This is a genomic window from Methylosinus sporium, assembly GCF_003113265.1.
GTDB classification, from domain to species: domain Bacteria; phylum Pseudomonadota; class Alphaproteobacteria; order Rhizobiales; family Beijerinckiaceae; genus Methylosinus; species Methylosinus sporium.
The window spans coordinates 70,082-89,313 of record NZ_PUIV01000004.1 but is presented as its reverse complement, the minus strand read 5'-3'; the positions used below and the strand labels follow the sequence as shown (position 1 = coordinate 89,313).

14 protein-coding genes are annotated in these 19,232 nt (G+C 68.4%); 1 reads left to right on the top strand and 13 read right to left on the bottom strand.

Annotation, left to right across the window (positions count from 1 at the left end; genetic code table 11):
- Positions 1 to 117: 117 nt before the first annotated feature.
- The 13 genes from C5689_RS04550 to C5689_RS04490 form a co-directional block, all read right to left on the bottom strand.
- Positions 118 to 429, bottom strand: a complete 312-nt coding sequence (locus C5689_RS04550) for a hypothetical protein (RefSeq protein ID WP_108916083.1) — start codon at positions 427 to 429, stop codon at positions 118 to 120.
- Between the two features lie 192 nt (positions 430 to 621).
- On the bottom strand, positions 622 to 3,087 hold the full coding sequence (locus tag C5689_RS04545; protein WP_108916082.1) for a TIGR02302 family protein: 2,466 nt from the start codon (positions 3,085 to 3,087) through the stop codon (positions 622 to 624).
- Positions 3,088 to 3,258: 171 nt separating this feature from the next.
- Positions 3,259 to 4,353 (bottom strand): hypothetical protein, encoded by a 1,095-nt coding sequence (locus tag C5689_RS04540; RefSeq protein WP_108916081.1) that lies wholly within the window; start codon positions 4,351 to 4,353, stop codon positions 3,259 to 3,261.
- Entirely contained in the window at positions 4,350 to 4,505 is a 156-nt protein-coding gene (ccoS, locus tag C5689_RS04535) for a cbb3-type cytochrome oxidase assembly protein CcoS (RefSeq protein WP_108916080.1), read from the bottom strand. Before ccoS ends, C5689_RS04540 begins: the two co-directional genes overlap by 4 nt.
- Positions 4,502 to 6,796, bottom strand: coding sequence for a heavy metal translocating P-type ATPase (locus tag C5689_RS04530; protein ID WP_108916079.1), 2,295 nt, complete (start codon positions 6,794 to 6,796; stop codon positions 4,502 to 4,504). The genes ccoS and C5689_RS04530 overlap by 4 nt, the downstream gene beginning before the upstream one ends.
- A 9-nt stretch (positions 6,797 to 6,805) precedes the next feature.
- Positions 6,806 to 7,312 (bottom strand): FixH family protein, encoded by a 507-nt coding sequence (locus C5689_RS04525; RefSeq protein ID WP_108916078.1) that lies wholly within the window; start codon positions 7,310 to 7,312, stop codon positions 6,806 to 6,808.
- Between the two features lie 10 nt (positions 7,313 to 7,322).
- Entirely contained in the window at positions 7,323 to 8,771 is a 1,449-nt protein-coding gene (gene ccoG, locus C5689_RS04520) for a cytochrome c oxidase accessory protein CcoG (RefSeq protein ID WP_108916077.1), read from the bottom strand.
- Between the two features lie 11 nt (positions 8,772 to 8,782).
- A complete protein-coding gene (gene ccoP, locus C5689_RS04515; RefSeq protein ID WP_108916076.1) occupies positions 8,783 to 9,670 on the bottom strand; it encodes a cytochrome-c oxidase, cbb3-type subunit III in 888 nt (295 codons plus the stop codon).
- Between the two features lie 5 nt (positions 9,671 to 9,675).
- Positions 9,676 to 9,828, bottom strand: coding sequence for a cbb3-type cytochrome c oxidase subunit 3 (locus tag C5689_RS04510; RefSeq protein WP_108916075.1), 153 nt, complete (start codon positions 9,826 to 9,828; stop codon positions 9,676 to 9,678).
- Between the two features lie 3 nt (positions 9,829 to 9,831).
- A complete protein-coding gene (ccoO, locus tag C5689_RS04505; protein ID WP_108916074.1) occupies positions 9,832 to 10,590 on the bottom strand; it encodes a cytochrome-c oxidase, cbb3-type subunit II in 759 nt (252 codons plus the stop codon).
- Between the two features lie 12 nt (positions 10,591 to 10,602).
- Positions 10,603 to 12,261, bottom strand: a complete 1,659-nt coding sequence (gene ccoN, locus C5689_RS04500) for a cytochrome-c oxidase, cbb3-type subunit I (RefSeq protein ID WP_108916073.1) — start codon at positions 12,259 to 12,261, stop codon at positions 10,603 to 10,605.
- A 348-nt stretch (positions 12,262 to 12,609) separates the two neighbouring features.
- Complete coding sequence (locus tag C5689_RS04495) at positions 12,610 to 13,080, bottom strand: SH3 domain-containing protein (protein ID WP_108916072.1); 471 nt, start codon at positions 13,078 to 13,080, stop codon at positions 12,610 to 12,612.
- A gap of 244 nt (positions 13,081 to 13,324) precedes the next feature.
- On the bottom strand, positions 13,325 to 13,714 hold the full coding sequence (locus C5689_RS04490; RefSeq protein WP_108916071.1) for an SH3 domain-containing protein: 390 nt from the start codon (positions 13,712 to 13,714) through the stop codon (positions 13,325 to 13,327).
- A gap of 316 nt (positions 13,715 to 14,030) precedes the next feature.
- Between C5689_RS04490 and C5689_RS04485 the strand changes: the two genes are divergently transcribed.
- Positions 14,031 to 19,139, top strand: a complete 5,109-nt coding sequence (locus C5689_RS04485; protein WP_108916070.1) for a hypothetical protein — start codon at positions 14,031 to 14,033, stop codon at positions 19,137 to 19,139.
- The last annotated feature ends 93 nt before the right edge of the window (positions 19,140 to 19,232 follow it).

Below are 19,232 nucleotides of genomic sequence, written 5' to 3'. Positions count from 1 at the left end.
GAATGGCCGGGATGGACGAGCCGCAAAGAAACGCCCGAGAGGCGTCTCCCGGGCGTTGTCGAATCGACGAGACCGAAAGGCGCGCGAGGTCGCTCGCGCGCCCGAGTCGCGGTCTGATTACGGGCTCACGCCGCCAATGGCGATGAACGGCAGAGAAGAATTATTGTTGTTGCTCGAGAGAGCGAGACCCGCGGCGATGCCGCCGCCCGCGAGCAACAGCGCGCCGCCGGCCCACAGAGGATCGATGCCGTCCTGCGCCGTCGCTTGCGAACGTCCTTCGTAATGGGGCGCGCAGGCGATCTGTTGTCCTTGGCCGTCATAGCACGCGGCCGTGGCCACAGGGGCGGCGCCGACAGCCGACGTCGAAGCGGCGATCAGCATTCCGGATACGAGCAGAGTGAGCAATTTCTTCATGTCGGTCTCCATCATTTGAAATTCTTTTGCGCCTCGCGATTCGAAGGGGGAAGCGAATAAGAAGCCCAGGGGAATTTGGTACCCGACAGGCCTCGGTCCGTCAATCTAGGGTTTAGTGCGGAGAACGGCGGGCGGAGCAAAAGCGGTTTCCAAAATCTGTTCACGTCGTGGCTGCGCGACTGGCGTCGGCGGCGCGCGGATCGCCGCCTATCGCCGCAGCAACCGCTCAAAATATTCCAGCTCTTCGGCCGGGCGCTCTGGCTGGCCGAGGCGGCGGCGGAGCTCCTCCTGCACGCGGCGCGCGCGCACGGCCGGCGGCAAGCCCAGAGGGTCGCGCAGGCCGGCGTCACCGCCGGGCTGGCGGCGGCCGGTCGGACGGCCGAGCGGATCGGCGCCGTCGCCGGGGCGCATTCCCGCGCGGCGGCCGGCGCGGCCGGACTGGCCCTCGCCCTCTTCTCCTTCGCCTTGCATTCGCGAGGCGAGTTGATCCGCGCCGCGGCGCAGCGCCTGCAGCGCGCGTCCTTGGGCGTCGACTGCGCGGCCCGCGCCCTCACCGCCGGGGCCGAGCGCCTTTTCGGCCTCCTTCATCGCCTTCTCGGCGTCGGAGAGATCGGGCGAGGCTTCTCCCGCGCGGCGCAGCCGGTCCTGCTCGCGCTCCAGCCGGTCGCGCAGCGCCTTTTGCCGCGCGCGCGCGTCATCGGAGGCGGAAGACTGGCCCTTGCCGCCGCGCCGCGGCTCGCCGCCGCCCTGCTGGCCGCGGTTGGTCTCGTCGCGCAATTGCTGCTCCTCGCGCGTGAGCTTGTCGAGCTCGTCGAGCGCGCGCGACATGTCTCGTGCGCGGGGGTCGGAACGGCCCGCCTGCACGGGGCTCAGATTTTCGAGCACGTCCTGAAGCTCGTCGAGCAGGCGTTGCGCCTCGGCGAAATCGCCGGCGCGCTCGGCCTTTTCGATTTCGCGCATCATGGCGTCGAGATCGTCTTCCGTCAGCGCGCGCCGATCGCCCTGCTGCGGCGCGGCGCGCTCGGCGCTCTTGCCGGTCTTCTGGCCGAGTCCGCTCAGAAATTTCTCCATGGCGGCGCGCATGTCCTGCGTCAGCTTGGCGATCTCCTCCTCGCTCGCGCCGCGGGCCAGCGCCTCGCGCAGATCTTTCTGCGCGGCGCGAAGATCGCGCTCGGCCTGCGAGACGTCGCCCTCCTCGAGCGAGAGCGCCATCGACCAGAGCAGATCGGCGACCTCGCGCAGATCGGCGTCGTCGCGCGCCGCCTCCAGACGCGCCTTGGCCGCGTTCAGCCCCAGGAAAATGGAGGCGGGCGTCTCGAACAGCTCCGAGCCGAGCGACAGGGCCCCGATCGCCGTCGAAACGCGCGCATGATGATCGGGGTCGAGCGCCAGATTGCGGCGCTGCTCGGCGAGCGCGCGGGCGAATGGCTTGCTGAAGCGGCGTTCGGGCAGAGTGACGTCGAGCGGCGCCGAGAAGCCCTCATTGCCGCCCTCGTCACGGGCGATCAGCGTCAGCGCGACGCGCGCGCCGGCCCAGGGATGGTCGGAGAAGTCGAGCGTCGCCTTGGTCTCGCCGAGGCCGCCGCGGGTCGGCGGCACGGGCAGAGGGAGGCGCGGCGGCGGATAGAGCGATCGGCTCGGTCGCGCCGTGGCCGGGAGAGCGGCCGCCGCCTCGCCGGAGACGACGCCATAATCATCGTCGATGCGAAAGCCGAGCGTCATCGTGCCGCGCGAATTATTGCGCGGCGGCTCGGTGATCTCGATCGTCGGCGGCCGGTCCGGGATGACGAGAATGCGGAACTCGCCGGCGCCGCGCAGCGCCAGCGCGGCCTCGCCCTCGAGCTTGAACCGCTCCTCCGACTCGCCGCCCGGCTGCTTCTGCTTGCCGCCCTCTATGGGCGCGAGCGCGCCTCGCGTCGACGCGGCGCCGCGCGCGCCGAGGCTGCGCACGACGAGCGTCGAATACACGGGAACCGAGACCTGCGCCCAGGGTCCTTCGGCGCGCTGCGGCAGCACGATGGGCGGACGGCCCGTATAGGCGGGCGGCTCGAACCAGGCGTCCACGCGAGCGGCGGAGCCGGAGGCGGAGCCGCTCGCCCAATCGAAGGCGGAGAGCAGCCGCGCCTCGCGATCCGGCCCGGCGACGAATGCCGCGGCCATGGCGGCGACCAGCGCGGCGGCGCGCAGAGCGAATGGGTCGCGCTGCGGCAGGCCGGGGTCCGGCGGCGCCACTTCGATCGCCGCGAGCTTGCGCTCGAGCCGGCTGCGATGCAGCGCCCATAGCGCGCGCGTCGCCGGATCGGCGCCGCCGGCGAGCGTGTCCTCGAGCGAGGCCGCCGGCCGATGCTGCGCGCCCGGCGCCGCGTCCAGTCGCGCCAGCGCCTCGCTTCGGCGGGGCGTCGCGGCCGACAGCCCGCGGCCGCCGATCCACAGCGCGGCAAGAGCAAAGCCGCCGACGCCGAGCGCCCGCGCCGTCGCGCCGATCTCCAGCCACAGGCCCGAAAACGAGACCGCGAGAAAAAAGAGCAGAAGCGTGGCGAGCCCGGCGGCGACGCGCGCCAGCCGCTCGACGGCGATGGCCGCGAGCGAGCGCCGCACCAAAAGCTCCAGCGCCGGCGAAGCCTCGCTTTCGCCCTCGCCCTGTCTCTCGCTCTTGCCGCGCCAGAAGGTCATTTTCGGGTTCCTCGCCGGGCATGTAGCGCCTTTCCAGCCGAAGTGGGCGCCGGTTCGGCGTTGGAAACACGGTAAGACTTTAGCGCGCGAACGCTCGCGCGCGCGGTCTCGTCTTTGGGTGGGAGTCTACGCTCTTTCGGCAATTTGCGAAAATCTTGCGGCGAAATCGCGTCAGAAGGCCAGAGCGCCGGCGGCCGCCGCGCCGAGCAGGCAGAGATCGTGGAGCGCCAGAGCCGTGCGCGACGGCGGTCCTTTCTCGTGCAGCAGGCGCAGCGCCCCGATATTGGCGAGCGACCAGGCGACGCCGACCGCCGCCATCGCCGCCGCAAGAAGCGCGGGCGAGGTCGAGAGCCGGAGCGAGGCGAAAGCCCCGGCCAGCAGGACGAGCCCGGCGACGAGGCTCGCGAGCGGCGGAAAGCGCGCGGGAAAGCGCGCCGCCAGAGCGGCCGGGCCGTACATTGCGAGGAGATGCCACGCCATCGCCCCGCCGATGAGGCTCTGAGCGGCTCCGCACAGAGCGAGCGACAGCGGGCCGCGCAGCATCGCCGCCGCCATGATCGCCCAAGCCGCCGCGCCGGCGAGCGTCGCCAGAGCGAAATGCGTCGCCGAGCGGAAGGACGCGCCATCGACCGCGGCGGCGCTCGAAACTGACGCGTTCACCTTTGAGAAACCATGCGGAAGACGCAGCGCCAGAAAGAGCGCGGCGAGCTGAAGCAGCGCCGCGCAGAGCAGGCTCGCCGCTCCTCCTCCCGCGAACTCCGAAGCGTGGACGACGAGCGGCGCGGCCAGAGCGGCGAGCGCGCCGCCCGCCAGCACGCGCAGGCCGCCGAGCGCCGAGGCCGCGATATGGCGATAGAAAAGCCCGAAACCTTGCGCGAGGCCGAGCCATAGCGCGCCGAGACAGAACGCCGGAAAATGTCCGTGCGTCATGCCGAAAGCCGTGAGCAATCCGCCGCCGACGCCGAGGCTCGCGCCGAGCGCGAAGGCCGCCCGGCGTCCGAAGCCGTCGACGAGCGCCGCCGCCGGAAAGGACGCGAGCGCCGCGCCGATGAGCAGCAGCGCCAGCGGCCAGCCGATCTGCTCCGCGCGCGGCGCGATGAGCAACGCCGCCTGCGGCAATTGCGCGAGCGCGAGCGCTTGCGCCAGCACGGCGAGGCCGAAGCCGAGCGCGAGACGCCGCGTCGAGGACGCATCCGTATTTTCGTCGATGCGCGGGCAGAGGCAGAGCGTCTCGCTCGGCCGCGCGATCAGCGGATCGAAGCTCATCGTCCATCCTCGACATCGTCGTCCGAGAGCGCGCGCGCCGCGGCGCCTTCGAGATCCTCATATTGACCCGCATTCAGCGACCACACGAATGCCGCGAGGCCGAGCGCGCCGAGCAGCAGAGCCAGCGGAACGAGAAAGAGAAGGACATTCATGCGACGATTCCCTCTTCTTCTTCGACGCGACGCCCGTCTCGCGACTCGTCCCCGGCGCGCCCGCTCCCGTTCGGGCCATCCGTCCGCGGCGACCGCGCCCTCGCTCCCTCCAATTCACGCGCAGCGCTCACGCGGCCGGCGCGCGAGGCGTTGAGCGTGACGATGAGCGAAGAGCTCGACATTGCGAGGGCCGCGATGAGCGGCGTCAGCAGGCCCGCCATTGCGAGCGGCGCCGCCACAGCATTATAGAGAAGCGAGAGCGCGAGATTCTGCCGCATCAGCGCGCGTGCGCGCCGCGCCGCGTCGACCGTCGTCACGATGGGCGCGAGCTCTTCGCCGAGGAAGACGGCGTCGGCGGCGGCCTGCGCGATCTGCGCCGCGTCGATCGGCGACAGCGACACATGTGCGGCGGCGAGCGCAGGCGCGTCATTGACGCCGTCGCCGATCATCAGAACCTTGCGCCCCTGCGCCCGCAGCGCCTCCAGTCGCGCGACCTTATCGGCGGGCTTCATCGCGCCGCGCCATTCCGCGACATCGAGCGCGCGCGCCGCCGCCTCCACCGGCGCCGTGCGGTCGCCGGACAAGATGATAATGCGCAGGCCGCGGCGCGTGAGTGCATCGATGGTGTCTCGCGCGTCGCGCCGCAATGTCTGCCGCACGACGAGCGCCGCACTGCGCTCGCCGTGACGAAAAGCGATCACCGAGGACTCGTCGCGCGCCGCCGCGGCGCAATCGCGCTCGACCCCGCAAAAGCATGGATCGCCAAGGCGCGCCTCGATTCCGTCGACTATGGCGACGACGCCTGCGCCTTGCTCTTCGCGCGCGCCCTCGAGCGGAGCGGCGCGGGGATATTCGCGCGCCACCGCGCGCGCGAGCGGATGGCGGCTCGAGTGCGCGAGACGCGCGGCGAGCATCAGCAGCTCGGGCTCGATCTCTTGCGCATTGGCGACGCGAGGCTCGGGCGTCGTCAGCGTGCCGGTCTTGTCGAAGACGACAGTGTCGATCTCGGCGAGACGCTCCAGCGCATCGGCCGAATTGAGCAGCACGCCGGCACGAAACAGCGCGCCGCTCGCCGCCACTTGCACCGCGGGGACGGCGAGCGCCAGCGCGCAAGGACAGGTGACGATGAGCACGGCGATCGCCGTCGTCAGCGCATCATGCAGCGAGGCGCCGGCGAGGAGCCATGCGAGCGCCGTGCAGAGCGCGGCGAGATGCACCAGCGGCGCATAGAGGCGCGCGACGCGATCGGCGAGCCGCCTATAGCGCGAGCGCGCCGCCGTTGCCTTGTCCAGCAGGCGCTCGATCTCGTCGATGAGCGAGCCGCCCGCCGCCGCCAGCACGCAAATCGTCAGCGCCCCGTCGAAATTCATCGCTCCCGCATAGACCGTGTCGCCGGCGCCGACCGAGCGGCGTCGCGTCTCCCCGGTGACGAGGCTCTCGTCGAGACTTGAGTCCCCCGATAAGACGACGCCGTCGGCGGGAATGCGCTCGCCGGGGCGGACGAGCGCGTGATCGCCCGGCGCCAGCGCCGCGAGCGGAACATAGGATTGCGCGCCATCCGCGTCGAGGCGGCAAGCGGCCGGCGCGCGCAGAGCCGCGAGATTGGCGGCCACGGCGCGGGTCTTGCGGCGCATCGCGCAATCGAGATAACGCGCCAGCAGCAGAAAAGCGAGCAGCATTGTCGCCGAATCGAAATAGGCGTGCGGCGCGTGGGTGAGCGTCTCATAGACCGACATTGCGAGCGACAGCAGCACGCCGAGCGAAATGGGAACATCTATATTCAGACGATGCGCGCGCAGCGCGGCGAAGGCGCTCGCGAAGAATGGCTGGCCAGCGAAGGCCGCCGCCGGCAGAGCGATGAGCGCCGAGACGCCATGGAAGAAATCGCGCGTCGTCGCATCCATATCGCCGCCGAGCCAGACGGCTTCCGACAGCATCATCACATTCACCGAGGCGAAAGCGGCGACGGCGAGGCAGCGCAGCAGGCGCCGTGACGTCTCGCGCTCGGCGCGCTCGCCGCTCTCGCGCTCGAAAGGCCGCGCGCGATAGCCCATGCGCCGCAGCCTTTCCGACACGATGGAAAAGTCGAATGTCGGCGCCGTCCATTCCAGAGAGAGGCGCCGATCGCCGTAATTGACGCGCGCCGTCGTGAGATCGGGAATGGCCTTCAACGCCGATTCGATTTCGAAGATGCAGGCGGCGCAGGTCATGCCGTCCAGCGCCAGCTCCAGGCGGCGCGCGCCATCCGGGCCATGCGTCGCGAGAGTGGAGAAATCGACGTCCATCGTCATGGCGCGAGCTCAATCGATGCGGATGCGGCTCTTGGAGCGGAACATTTCACGGCCCTCGCGCGTCGCGATCAGCACGAGATCGCGCCAGCCCGATTCGATGACGATCGGCGCCTCATAGCGCCCGGGCGCGGCCTCGGCGAGATCGACGGCGACATCCTTGCGGCCATCGACGGGCGCGCGAATCTCCGCGGCGAGCTTCAGCCCGGTCAGCGCGCCATCGTCATCACGCAGCGTGACGGAGACGAGATTCTCCCATGCGCCGCGACGCAGGATCGTCGCCTCCACTTTCCAGCCGCGCGCGCTCTGCGCATGTGCGCCGGCGATGTCGAGATTATAGGCGAGGCCTTTCTCATAGGCTCGGCTGATCTCCTCGCCGCGGAAGGTGGAGACGGCGAAGTAGATCATCGCGGCGTCGACTGCGGCGACGACGCCGAAAAACGAAATGAGCAGCAAGAGAACTTCCGTTCCGCCGAGGCGGCGCTGCGGCGCCGCGCGCATCAGATTGGTCTGCGACATGGCTTTCTCCTCACGGGGTCACGAACACGTCTCGCATGGAGATGGCGGCGTCGCTCTCCACATCTTTCGAGGTGAAGAGGATCGGCGTCTGTCCCTTTGTCTTGCGCGCGCCGCGCCATGTGACGAGCACGCGCGTTTCGCGTGTCTGATCGGCGCCGACGCCGACGATCATGCGGCCTTCGGCGTCGGGCTCGACGCCGACGATCTCCACCTCGGCGCCTTCGACGCCGCTCGTCTCCAGCAGAAAGCGGCGCGGCTCGGCGCTCATATTGGCGAAGCGGATCGTATAGGCGTTGCGAACGGCGCCGTCTTTCAGCGTCACGGCGAGCGGATTGCGATCATGCAGCACGGAAAGGCGCGAATCGTCGCGCGTCGCCAGCTTCACGGACATGAGCGCGCCGATCGCGACGATGAGCGCCGCATAGATGAGCGTGCGGGCGCGCAGGGGCTTGTAGAGAGGCGCCTCGCCCTTGCGGCGGCGATCGCAATTCATCTGCGTGTCATAGGCGATGAGGCTCTGGGAGCGGCCGATCTTCGCCATCACGCTGTCGCAGGCGTCTATGCACAATCCGCATTGTACGCAGCCGAGCGAAGCGCCTTTGCGAATGTCGACGCCGGTCGGGCAGACGGCGACGCATTGGTCGCAATCGACGCAATCGCCGACCGGCGCGCCGGCGGCGCGCAGCGCGCTCGCCTGCTTCAGCGACATGCGTGGCTCGCCGCGATCATAGCGATAGGTGACGTTCAGCGCATATTCGTCGGTGAGCGCGGCCTGTATGCGCGGCCAGGGACACATATAGAGGCACACCTGCTCGCGCATATGGCCGGCGAGCATATAGGTGGTGAAGGTGAGAATGCCGATCCAAATATAGGCTTCCGAAATTCCCGGTTGAAAGGTCGCGAGCTCATAGACGAGCGTCGGCGCATCGGCGAAATAGAGCACCCAGGCGCCGCCGGTCCACCAGGCGATCAATAGCCATAGCGCATGTTTGGCGATCTTCTCACGCCATATCTTCGCGCTGCGCGGGCCGGCGTCCTTGCGGGCGCGCTCGCGCGCATCGCCCTCTATCCAACGCTCGGCGGAGAGATAGAGATCGGTCCACACGGTTTGAGGGCAGAGATAGCCGCACCATATGCGCCCGGCGAGCGCATTCATCAGGAAGAGGATCAGCGCTGCGAGGATCAGGAGGCCGGTGAGATAATAGACCTCCTGCGGCCATATCTCGATGAAGAAGAAATAGAAACGCCGATGCGGAAAATCGACGAGCACGGCTTGGGATGGCGCATCGGGGCCGCGATCCCATCGCACGAAAGGCAGCAGATAGTAGACCGCCAGAGTGAAGGCCAGCAGCCCCCATTTGATGCGGCGGAACTTTCCGTCGACCTCTTTCGGATAGATGGCTTTGCGCGGCGCATAGAACGAGTCGCTCTTGGCCTTGCCCATATCGGCGCTCGTCATTTTCCGCTCCCTCACTCGCCGCCGCCGAGCGTATGCACATAAATGGCGAGCGCCTTGATCGTCGGCTCGTCGAGGCGATCCTTCCAGGCCGGCATCACGCCGCCGCCGCCATTGGCGATGCGGCTCGCGATCGTCTCCTTGTCCGATCCGAACAGCCACAGCGCGTCGGTGAGATTGGGTGCGCCCATGTCGCGATTGCCTTTGCCGTCGACGCCGTGACAGACCGAGCAATTGTCGTCGAAGAGCTTGGCGCCCTGCGCCGTCGCCATGCCGCCGGGTAGCTTCGCCATTGCGCGGAGCTGATCGGCGACGAGGGAGATTTGCTTTGCGTCGAGCAGTCCGTCGCGGCCGAAGGCGGGCATGGTCTCGCTGCGCGTGTCCTTGTCGGCGTCCCAGCGCACGCCATGCTCGATGGTGCGGCGAATGTCGGAGAGCTTGCCGCCCCACAGCCAATCATCGTCATTGAGATTGGGATAGCCCTTCGCGCCCTGCGCGCCGGCGCCGTGGCAGCCGGCGCAATTATTGGCGAAGGCCGCCGCGCCCAATGCGCGCACGGCGCTCAGCAATTGCGGCCGCGCCTCTATCTCTTCCAGCGGGGCGTTGGCGAGCCGCTCGAGCACGGGCCCGCGAATCTCGTTCAGCTGTTCCATGTCGCGCGCGACGGAAGCGCGCGAATGCCAGCCGATGAGGCCCTGCGTGCCGCCTTCGAGCGTCGGCAGCGCCGGATAGGCGAGAAAATAGCCGATCGACCATAGGATCGTCGCATAGAAGGTGACGACCCACCAGCGCGGCAGCGGCGTGTCGAGCTCCTCTATGCCGTCCCATTCATGGCCGGTCGTCGTGGTCTTGGTGTGCGGATCGATGCGGACCGCCTCGCTGTGAGCTTCTCGCGTCGACATGTCTTTCAGTCCTCCCGCAACGGCGTCTCGGCGGCGCGTCGGAATTTCTCGCGATTGGACGGCCACAGCGCATAGGCCGTGGCTCCGGCGAACAGCAGAATGAAGAAGAAAAGGCCCGAATTCGCCGCGAATTCGCGCCATGATTCATAAGCGGTCATGGCTCACCTCACATTCACGGCGGCTTTGTCGTCATAGAGCTTGAAATTCACCGAGACGCCGAGATGCTGCAGATAGGCGATGAGCGCATCCTCCTCGGTGATCCCGTTCTTGCCCGCCTGGTCGTAGACGACGGCGTTGGGATAGCGGCGGCGCATCGCTTCGGCGCCCGGATCGTCCGGCGCGCTCTGCGCGGAAAGATCGGCCGCGGCGTTGTCGATCTGCGCATCCGTGTAGGGCACGCCGACGATGCGCAGCGTCTTCATCTGCTCCACGATATGCGCGGCGTCGAGCGGCGTCTGCGCGAGGAAAGGATAGCCCGGCATGATCGACGTCGGGACGACGGAGCGCGGATCGCGCAAATGGTCGCGATGCCAATCATTGGAATAGCGTCCGCCGACGCGCGCCAGATCCGGCCCGTTGCGTTTGGAGCCCCATTGGAACGGATGGTCGTACATGCTCTCGGCGGCGAGCGAATAATGGCCGTAGCGCTCGACCTCGTCGCGCAAGGGGCGGATCATCTGCGAATGGCAGGTGTAGCAGCCTTCACGCACATAGATATTGTAGCCGGAAAGCTCGAGCGGCGAATAGGGCCGCACGCCCTCCACTTTCTCGATCGTGTTGTGAAGATAGAAGAGCGGCGTGATCTCGATGATTCCGCCGATCGAGACGAGCAGCAGGATCGCCAGCAGAAGCAGGATCGAATTGGTCTCGAGCCGCCTCTGCAGGCCGCCCGTCGGCGTGTTGCGCGCAATGTCGGACATGTCTCTCTCCTCTTATTGCGCGGGAGCGGGAAGGGGCGAGAATTCGGTGGCGCTCGCCGCCGAAGGCGCGCGCAGCGTCTTGTAGATATTGTAGACCATGATGAGCGCGCCGATGAGGAAGAGGCCGCCGCCCGCCGCGCGGATCACATATTCGGGATGCAGAGCGTCGGTGGTCTCGATGAAGGAATATTCCAAGAATCCTTGCGGCGTGTAGGCGCGCCACATCAGCCCTTGCATGATGCCCGCGACCCACATCGCCGATATGTAGAAGACGATGCCGATGGTCGCGATCCAGAAGTGCCAGTCGACGAGCTTCAGCGAATAGAGCTTGCGGCCGAAGACCCAGGGAATGAGGCAGTAGAGCGCGCCGAAGGAGACGAAGCCGACCCAGCCGAGGCTTCCCGAATGCACATGGCCTATGCCCCAATCGGTGTAATGCGACAGCGCATTCACCGTTTTCACCGACATCAGCGGTCCTTCGAATGTCGACATTCCGTAGAAGGCGACGGAGACGACGAGCATCCGCAGCACGGGATCGGTGCGCAGGCGGTCCCAGGCGCCGGAGAGAGTCATGAGGCCGTTGATCATGCCGCCCCAGGAGGGCATCCACAGCATGATGGAGAAGGTCATGCCGAGCGTCTGCGCCCAATCGGGCAGAGCGGTGTAGTGCAGATGATGCGGACCGGCCCAGATGTAGAGGAAGATCAGCGCCCAGAAATGCACGATGGAGAGGCGGTAGGAATAGATCGGCCGCTCCGCGCGCTTGGGCACGAAATAATACATTATGCCGAGAAAACCCGCGGTGAGGAAGAAGCCGACCGCATTATGTCCATACCACCATTGGATCATCGCATCCTGCACGCCGGCCCAGACGATCACCGATTTCGGCGAGAAGACGGAGATCGGAATCTCGGCGTTGTTGCCGAGCACGAGAACCGCGACCGTGACGATGAAGGCGAGATAGAACCAGTTGGCGACATAGATATGCGGCTCCTCGCGCTTGGCCAATGTGGCGAGGAAGACGATGAGATAGACGACCCACACCACGACGAGCCAGAGTATCGCATACCATTCCGGCTCGGCGTATTCGTGCCCGCGCGTGACGCCGAGCAGATAGCCGGTGCCGGCGATGAGGATGAAGAAATTATAGCCGAGCACGACGAACCAGGGCGCGATCTCGCCGGCGAGCCGCGTGCGGCAGGTGCGCTGCACGACATAGAAGGAGGTGGCGAGCAGCACATTGCCGCCGAAGGCGAAGATCACCGCCGATGTGTGCAAGGGCCGCAGGCGCCCGAAGTTGATCCAGGGCAGATCGAGATTGAAGGCCGGGAAGGCGAGCTCGAGCGCGATATAGAGGCCGACGGCGAAGCCGGCGACGCCCCAGAACAATGCGGCGAGTGCGCAAAAGCGAATCGGCCCATAGTTGTAATTGGGGCGTCCGTCGATGAATTGCGCAGGCGCCTCCACGTCGCGCAGCTCATAGCGTTTCAGCAATGCGAACACTGCGATGATCGAGCCGAGCGCGAAGAGAGCGGCGTGGAACGCATAGGCCGGCGTATGCGCGCGTGAGGCGATGAAGCCGGCCAATGTGGCGAGCGCGATGAAGAGAAGCGTCGTTGCGGCTTCGGAAACAGTGACGGATTTGGTTGCGGGAGCGTCGGTCGGCGCCATGGAAGCAATCCTCGCAGACAGGCGGGAAGAGGGCGGATGCGCCGCCGATGCGACGCCTTTCGCCTCTTTCGTCTTTGATGACAGTGAAGAGTCTAACGCTCGCGCCAAATGGCGATTTGATTTCGATCAAGAAAAGCGGCGCGCGCGCCGCGCTGCGCACAAATGTCACAGGCGAATGAAATCGAGGCGTTATTTCCCCTGGAATTGTTGGACTTTCATACGAGGCCACCGCAGCGCGCAAGCGTCATAAGACGAGACGCGCGCTTTTTTGTCGCAATGCGAAGCGCATTTGCGCGCGGGCGTTCGACGAGCGCTTCGCGCGCAATGGCGGCGATGTGCGTCGCGCCGTCAGAACCAGCCGAAGCCCGGCCGCCATGTGGCGTTGCGATGCCAGGGCACATATCCGCCGGGAAAGCCGTAACGCCATTGCACGGCGGCGGCTCCTTCATATGCCCATGGGCCGGTGTACCAGGGGCCGGCGGAAACATAAGGATCGTAGAGCGGGGGAATGTCGCGCCGCCATACATTGGCGCCGAGCGGCGGCAAGATCGGCGTCTCGACAGGACGCGCGGGAACGGCGGCGAGCGCAGGCTGCGCCACATAGCCGCCGGAGCCCGCGTAAGTGACGCGGCACCAGGCCGAGCGGCAGTGAGCGACGTCGACGACCGCATCGGCGGGAATGGCGAGCAGGGGCGCGAAATCGAGGCCCGGGCCGGAACGCAAATTGACGATCTCGGCGACCTTGGCCGGCTTCGCCTGTGCTTGCGCGGCGAGAATGAGAGCGAAGGCGCAGAAGGGGAAAATCGCGAGAGGGGGCATGGCGCCTCGAAACGAATTTTCAAAAAGAGATTCGATGCGGCGAGCTTATCATCGAGCCGTCGGCGCCGCCTAGTGGTCTGCTTCATCGGAACGGAATGGTTTTAAAAGAGCGAGCGCGAGCCTTGCTTCAGGCTCGTTTCCCGAGACGTCGAATCATTCGACGCAGGCCGCCGGCGCATGTCGAGAAAGCGGCGACGCGCGGAAGAATTCCGCGCGTCTCCTTGTTTGTCGCGTCGCCTCTCGATCACTCGAAGATGCGCAGCGGGGCCGTGATCAGGCCGACCGGAGCCGGGGCCGGGGCGGGCGCGACGGCGACCACCGGGGTCACGGCGACCGCCGGAGCGGGGGCGACGACGACCGAGGTCACGACCGGCTTGACGATGATCGGCCGCGCGAGCAGCGAGCTGGCGATGAAGCCGATCTTGCCCGCGTAGGCGACGCGCGACCAGCCGCCGATATGGCCCTGCACATCGACCACCGCCTGCGGGGGAACGGCGAGGATGGGCAGGAAGTCGAGGCCGGGGCCCGAGCGGAAGGCGGCGAGATCGGTGACGACGCGCGGGAAGGCGGCGGCGGAACCGACCGAGCCGAGCAGCGCGGCGGCGGCGAGGACGGATGCGATTTTCGATTTCATTCAAGACCTCCGTAATAGGCATCCCATTCGGCAATCATGATGCCTCACGTCGGCGCAAGTAGCGCGCGGCGGGCCGGCGACAGGGGCGCAGCGCAAATTCACTTTCCCTCGAGGTTAATGCCGGTGCGCGCGATCTCTTAGCGAAACGTCGCATTCCGGTCGCAATGTGCGCTCGCGCACGGCGGCGCCACGAAAAAGCGCGCTTTTTTCCGCCCTAGGATGCGCGGCGCGAAAAGAGTCCGGCTCGACTCGAAGAGATGCGGCGGCGTAAGCTCGAGCGCGACGCTTTCGCGCGCGGCGGCGGAGGGTGTTGCGCATGATCGGGGCCTTGCTCGTGAAAGTGTCGACGGCTTTCGCCATTTCCTGCCTGGCGCTGGGCGCTTTCGTTTCCTCTGCGGCTTCCGAGCCCTCAGCCAAATCGCGTAGCGAGCCGCGCGCGGCTCCCGGCCGATTTTCGGAGAGCGAGCCGCCGGCCGATCGCGACGGCTTCGCGCTCTTGACCATTCCGGCGCCCGGCCGCTACGCCATTTCCGCGCATAGCGCCTCGGGCGTGGTCATTGCGCTCATCGATATGATTTCGGGTCCCGGCGAGACGTCTGGCGTCGCCGGCCGGCGCGATGGGCGTCTCGATCTCCTGCTCGACGCAGGCGTCTACAAATTGCGCGTCTTCGGCGCGAAGGGCGCGGTCGGCAAGGCGCGGCTCGCCGCGGAGGCGTTTCAGGAGCAGGGCGCGCGCGAGGCGCTGGCGCCGGGCGCGACAATGTCCGCCGAGCTCGGCGATCTCGCGCAGAGGAGCTATTCGCTCGAGGTCGGCTCTTCGGGCCGCGTCGCCGTGGAGGCGCTCGGCCGCGGCTTGCGCGATCTGCGATTGTGGAAGGCGAGCGGCGAACTCGTCGATCTGTCGCCGACGCGCGCGACGATCGAAACGAAGCCCGGCCGCCCGATGACGCGGCTGCGGCTGGAAGGCGCGGTCGAGCCCGGCCGCTATGTCGCGACCGCCTATGGCGGGGAGACGATCGTCTGGCCGGAGGGCGGCGCGGCGCAGCCCTTTCTCTTGCGCCGGCTCGAGCCGGCTTCGCTGGCCGCTGGCGTCGCCAATGGCGTTATCGGCCCATTCGGCTCGGCGCGTTTCGAGGCGCCGGCGAGCTATGACGCGTTCCGCCTGGAGCTGCCCGAGCCCGTCGCCGCGCGCATAGAGGCGCGCCGTGGCGAGGGCGCGTCCGCTTCCGCCGTGCTGGACAAGAGCAATCGGGAGCCGGTCGCCGTCGTCTCGCTCGGCGGCGATGGCAAGACGCCGGGCGTCGTCGAAATCTTCGGCCTCGAGGGACAGGCGTTCTCCTTGCGGGCGCTGCGCCGGGCGAGCCGCGCGCCGATCGAGACGGCCGGGCCCAATCTCGTCGCCTTGGACGTGACCGGCGAGGGCGCCGACGAAGTTCCCGCCACCGCCCTGCTGGCGCGCACGGAAAACGGCAAGACGCGCGTTCTCGCCGCCGATCTTCCGAGAATCGGGGGCGGGCGCGCCTATCGGGGCAGGTTCAATCTGCGCGGGCCGACCACATTGCTGTTCGAGGCGACCGACAGCGGCCCGGTGGCGATCAATGTCGAAGGGCCGCGGCTGCGCGCGCTCATCGAGCCTGCCTTCGCCGCCGCCGCGCCCCGCGCCGATGGGCGCCTGCCGAGCCGCTATGATCTTCAGGCGGGCTTTTATGTCCTCTCGCTCACGCCGCTCGAGGGGGCGGTCGGCAGTGTCGATCTGACGCTCGGCCCGCCCGGCGTCGCGCCGGAGCTTCTCCCGCGACCGCCGGCTCGTGCGGTCGTTTCCTTCGGCGAGCAGAAGCTCGACCGGAACGCATCGCATTTCATCCTCGCCAATTCTGCGCCGGGCCTGCTGACAGGCCCGCGCGTCATCGCGCTGCCGGCTGACCTCGAAAAAGGCGCCGCGCCTTTGTGGCTGCCGGCTACGACGGAATATCTTCTGCCCGTCCGCACGCCGCGCGGCGGCAGGATTCTCGTCGTCGACGACAGAGGGGCGCGCGCGCCGGCAGAGATCGTCGAAGAGAAAATCGAAAACGACAATCGCTTCGCGACCATCCGTCTGCCGGCGCGCGCCGAGGCGGAAGCGCTCGCGCTCGTTTATGCGCGCGCTGTCGAGCCGGCGGCGTCGGAGGCCGCGAAGGAGCGTCCCGCGGCGGCGATTTCTTCCGCCAAGCCCGTCTGGTTCGATCTCGCCCGCGACGAGACGCGGGAGTTTCGCTTCGATATTCCAGAGGGCGGGCTCTATCGCGTCGAGACTTTGGGGCGGTTGCGGACGCGACTTTCGCTCGGCGCGGCTCTCGCTCCGCATCTCGGCGAAGGCGAGAACAATGGTCCCGGCCATAATGGGCTGGTGACGAGCTATTTGCGCGCCGGCGCCTATCGCGTTGCCATCGCCGCGCGAGAATCGGCGGGCCATCTCGGCCTTTCGGTGAAGAGCGTGGCGATGACGACGACTGCGCCCATCGTCGGCGAAGGCGCGGCGCGCGCTGCGCTCGACGGGGGCCGCGGCGCCGTCGCGCCGATCGAGATCGCCGAGGACGGACTCTATCGGCTCGAGCTCCAGGGGCTCGGCAAGCAATGGCGCGCCCGGCTCGAGGAGGCGGACGGCTGGCCGCTCGCCGCGCCGGGCCCGCTCGCCCAGCTCACGCGGCGGTTCGAAAAGGGAAGCTATCGCCTCGTCGTTCTGCCGGAGGATGTCGAGGGCCGTTTCGTCGCGCGTCTGCGCAAAATCGTGACGCCCGCGCCGCTCGAGGGCCATGGTCCTCATGCGCTGCCCTTCGACGCGCCGCAGAAGCTGCAATGGCGCGAGCCGCTCGCCAAAGGCGCGCCGCGCGATCCCGATGTGTGGAGCTTCGCGCTCGCCGGCCCCTCCGATGTCGCGCTCGACATAGGCGACGGCATGGTGGCGGAGATTTTCGACGAGGCGCGCGAGAGCGTCGGCAAATTCTCCGCAGGCCGCAAATTTTCGGGCCGGCTCGCCGCCGGCGCCTATCGCATCGAGGCGCGCAGCCTCGCTCATGACGATCGGCTGGATTACCGAATCGCGCTCGCCTCGAAGCAATTGCAGCCGGGCGCGCCGCGCTTCGTCGCGCTTCCCGCGACTCTGCCCTTCTCCATCGCGCGCGATGGCGTGGTCGATATTGCGAGCTTCGGCGACAAGGAACTGATCGGCGCGCTCGAGGACGAGAATGGCGCCGTGGTCGAGCGGCTCGAGGGGCGCGCGGAGGATTGGAATATCTCTCTCTCGCGCCGTCTGCCCGCGGGCGCCTATCGTCTGCGGCTCGATGCGCTGCAAGGCGCGCCGCAGCCCGCGCGTGAGGCGGAGGAGCAGAGCCCCGAAGGCGAGGGCGAAAGCGCCGCCGGGCAGGAAGCCGAGGAGCCGAAAGGCGTCGAGATTCGCCTCGCCTTGCCGGCTTCGGCGCCCGCCGAGCCGCTGGCCTTCTCCGGCGTGAAGACGATTTCCGGCGCCGGCGCGCATGAGCTGGTCTTGCCGGCGGCGCCGGAGGGAGCGCTGATGCTCGTCGCCGCGCAATCGACGCGCGAGACGGCGCTGTCGATCGAGAAGCGCGAGGCCGACGGACGCTGGCGCGTCATCGGGCGCGAGCGCGGCCTTGCGCCGGTCGCCGCCTGGCCGGCGGAGGGCGGCGAGTGGCGCGTGAGCGTCTGGACCATCGGCGGCGCCGATGCGGCCGTCACCGTCGCCGCACGCAGCCTCACGCGCCGGCCGGCCGGCTTCGGCGACATTGCGCTGGCGCCGGCGCCGATCGAAGGGCTCGCCAGCAATATCTGCGTCGGCCGCGTCGCCGCGCCCGCCTCCGCCCTCGTCGCCATAGGCGCGGCGCCGTCGTCGCTGGCCGCCGGCTCGGCCCGCGGACGTCTGCTCGCGCCGACCTCGGCGGGAGCGCTGGCTCCGCAAGCGGAGAGCCTGTGGCTGCTCTCGCGCGAGGATTGCGCCGCCAAGGCGCGCGTCTCCGCCTTCACGCCGGGCGGCGCCGAAATTCCGCTCACGCTCGGCGAGAGCGAGCGCGCAATTCTGCCCGCCGCCGCGCGGCCGTCCGGCAAGGCGCGGCTGTGGCTGGCGCGCTCGGCCTTCGGCCAGCCGGGCGTCTCGGCGGGAGGCGGGTTCGCCGTCGCGCCGGGCGCGGCGCTCGCGCTCGCCGGCAAGGAGCCGCCGCGCCTGTGGAACGCCGCCGGCGTCGAGCCTTTGCGCCTCGCCGCGCAGGCGATCGACGTCGCCCTCGCGGCGCCATTGCAGGCCGGCGCATTGTTTTCCGGCGTCGTCCCGCCCTTCACGGCGCAGCCTGTCGTCTTCGACGGCGCCGGCGCTCTGGCGCTCGACCTCGCGAGCGGCCTCGCCGCTTTCTCCGCGCCGGAGGAGGCGCGCCGCTTCGCGGCTTTCGCCGATGGCGCGCCGCTCTCGCGCCGTTTCGAGGGCGCGAGAGCGCTCTGGCTCGTCAATCTCACCGATCGCCCGGCGCCGGCGCGCGTCGCTTCGTCCGCCGAGCGCTATGAGCCGCTCACGGCGGGCGGAGCGATCAAGCGCTTCTTCGGCGCCGCCGGCGAGACCTCGCATCTCGTCGAGGCGCAGCCGGGCGACAGGCTCGTCGTGACCGGCGGCGAAGCGGTGTTCGTCGGCGCCGACGGGCGCGTGCAGCGCGGCCGCTCGCTTCTCCTCGGCGGGCCGGGCGAAGTGACGATCGCCCATGCGCCGGGCCTCGTCGCCGCATGGATCGAGCGCGCCGGCAAATCGCCCTGGCCCGCAGCCGCGCCGCGCGATGCGACGGCGCCTTTCGCCGCGACGCTGAATGGCGAGGCGCAGGCTTTCGCGCTCGATCTGCGCGCGCCCGTCGTCGTCGATGTTCGCACGAGCGCGCCGGCCATTGTCGCCTTCGCGCAGAATGGCGCGCGCGAGGTCGAGAGCTTCCCGGCCGGCGTGGAGCTGCATCGCTACGCAACGCCCGGCCGCGCACTCATCGAGATTTTTTCGCCGCATGACGGCGCGCTCTCCGGCGCGCTGAACATTACGACCACACCCGTCATCCCGGTGACGGACGGCGTCAATGATCCGATCGTTCTCGGCCCCGCCGGCTCGGCGCTCTTCACCTTCGAGGTGACGAAGGCGAGCGAGATCGGCCTCGGTCTGCGCGCCGAGCCGGATCGCGCCGCGCTGCGTCTCCTCGATGTCGCCGGCAAGACGCTCGGCGAAGGCGCCGCGCAGATTCTGCGCCTCGAGCCCGGCCGCTATTTCGTGGAGGCGCGCGCGCCCACTGACGCGCCCGCGACGACATTGCGCCTCGCTCTGCGCGGCCTCGCGCCGCCGCCCTCCGGCCCGCCGCAGGAAGTGGCGGCGGAGTTTTTGGAAAAGGCCGGAAGGAAGACCGGCAGATGAGCTTTCCGCATTCGACAAACGCCCTCAGTCCCATTCGAGGCTCGGCGATGAAACGCATAGCTTGCTTCTCGATCCATTTCTCCATTGTCGCCG

Bases quoted from the DNA above. Each gene is read 5' to 3' on its own strand.
- C5689_RS04550 (WP_108916083.1), bottom strand. From the start codon at position 429: ATGATGGAGACCGACATGAAGAAATTGCTCACTCTGCTCGTATCCGGA.
- C5689_RS04545 (WP_108916082.1), bottom strand. From the start codon at position 3,087: ATGACCTTCTGGCGCGGCAAGAGCGAGAGACAGGGCGAGGGCGAAAGC.
- C5689_RS04540 (WP_108916081.1), bottom strand. From the start codon at position 4,353: ATGAGCTTCGATCCGCTGATCGCGCGGCCGAGCGAGACGCTCTGCCTC.
- ccoS (WP_108916080.1), bottom strand. From the start codon at position 4,505: ATGAATGTCCTTCTCTTTCTCGTTCCGCTGGCTCTGCTGCTCGGCGCG.
- C5689_RS04530 (WP_108916079.1), bottom strand. From the start codon at position 6,796: ATGACGATGGACGTCGATTTCTCCACTCTCGCGACGCATGGCCCGGAT.
- C5689_RS04525 (WP_108916078.1), bottom strand. From the start codon at position 7,312: ATGTCGCAGACCAATCTGATGCGCGCGGCGCCGCAGCGCCGCCTCGGC.
- ccoG (WP_108916077.1), bottom strand. From the start codon at position 8,771: ATGACGAGCGCCGATATGGGCAAGGCCAAGAGCGACTCGTTCTATGCG.
- ccoP (WP_108916076.1), bottom strand. From the start codon at position 9,670: ATGTCGACGCGAGAAGCTCACAGCGAGGCGGTCCGCATCGATCCGCAC.
- C5689_RS04510 (WP_108916075.1), bottom strand. From the start codon at position 9,828: ATGACCGCTTATGAATCATGGCGCGAATTCGCGGCGAATTCGGGCCTT.
- ccoO (WP_108916074.1), bottom strand. From the start codon at position 10,590: ATGTCCGACATTGCGCGCAACACGCCGACGGGCGGCCTGCAGAGGCGG.
- ccoN (WP_108916073.1), bottom strand. From the start codon at position 12,261: ATGGCGCCGACCGACGCTCCCGCAACCAAATCCGTCACTGTTTCCGAA.
- C5689_RS04495 (WP_108916072.1), bottom strand. From the start codon at position 13,080: ATGCCCCCTCTCGCGATTTTCCCCTTCTGCGCCTTCGCTCTCATTCTC.
- C5689_RS04490 (WP_108916071.1), bottom strand. From the start codon at position 13,714: ATGAAATCGAAAATCGCATCCGTCCTCGCCGCCGCCGCGCTGCTCGGC.
- C5689_RS04485 (WP_108916070.1), top strand. From the start codon at position 14,031: ATGATCGGGGCCTTGCTCGTGAAAGTGTCGACGGCTTTCGCCATTTCC.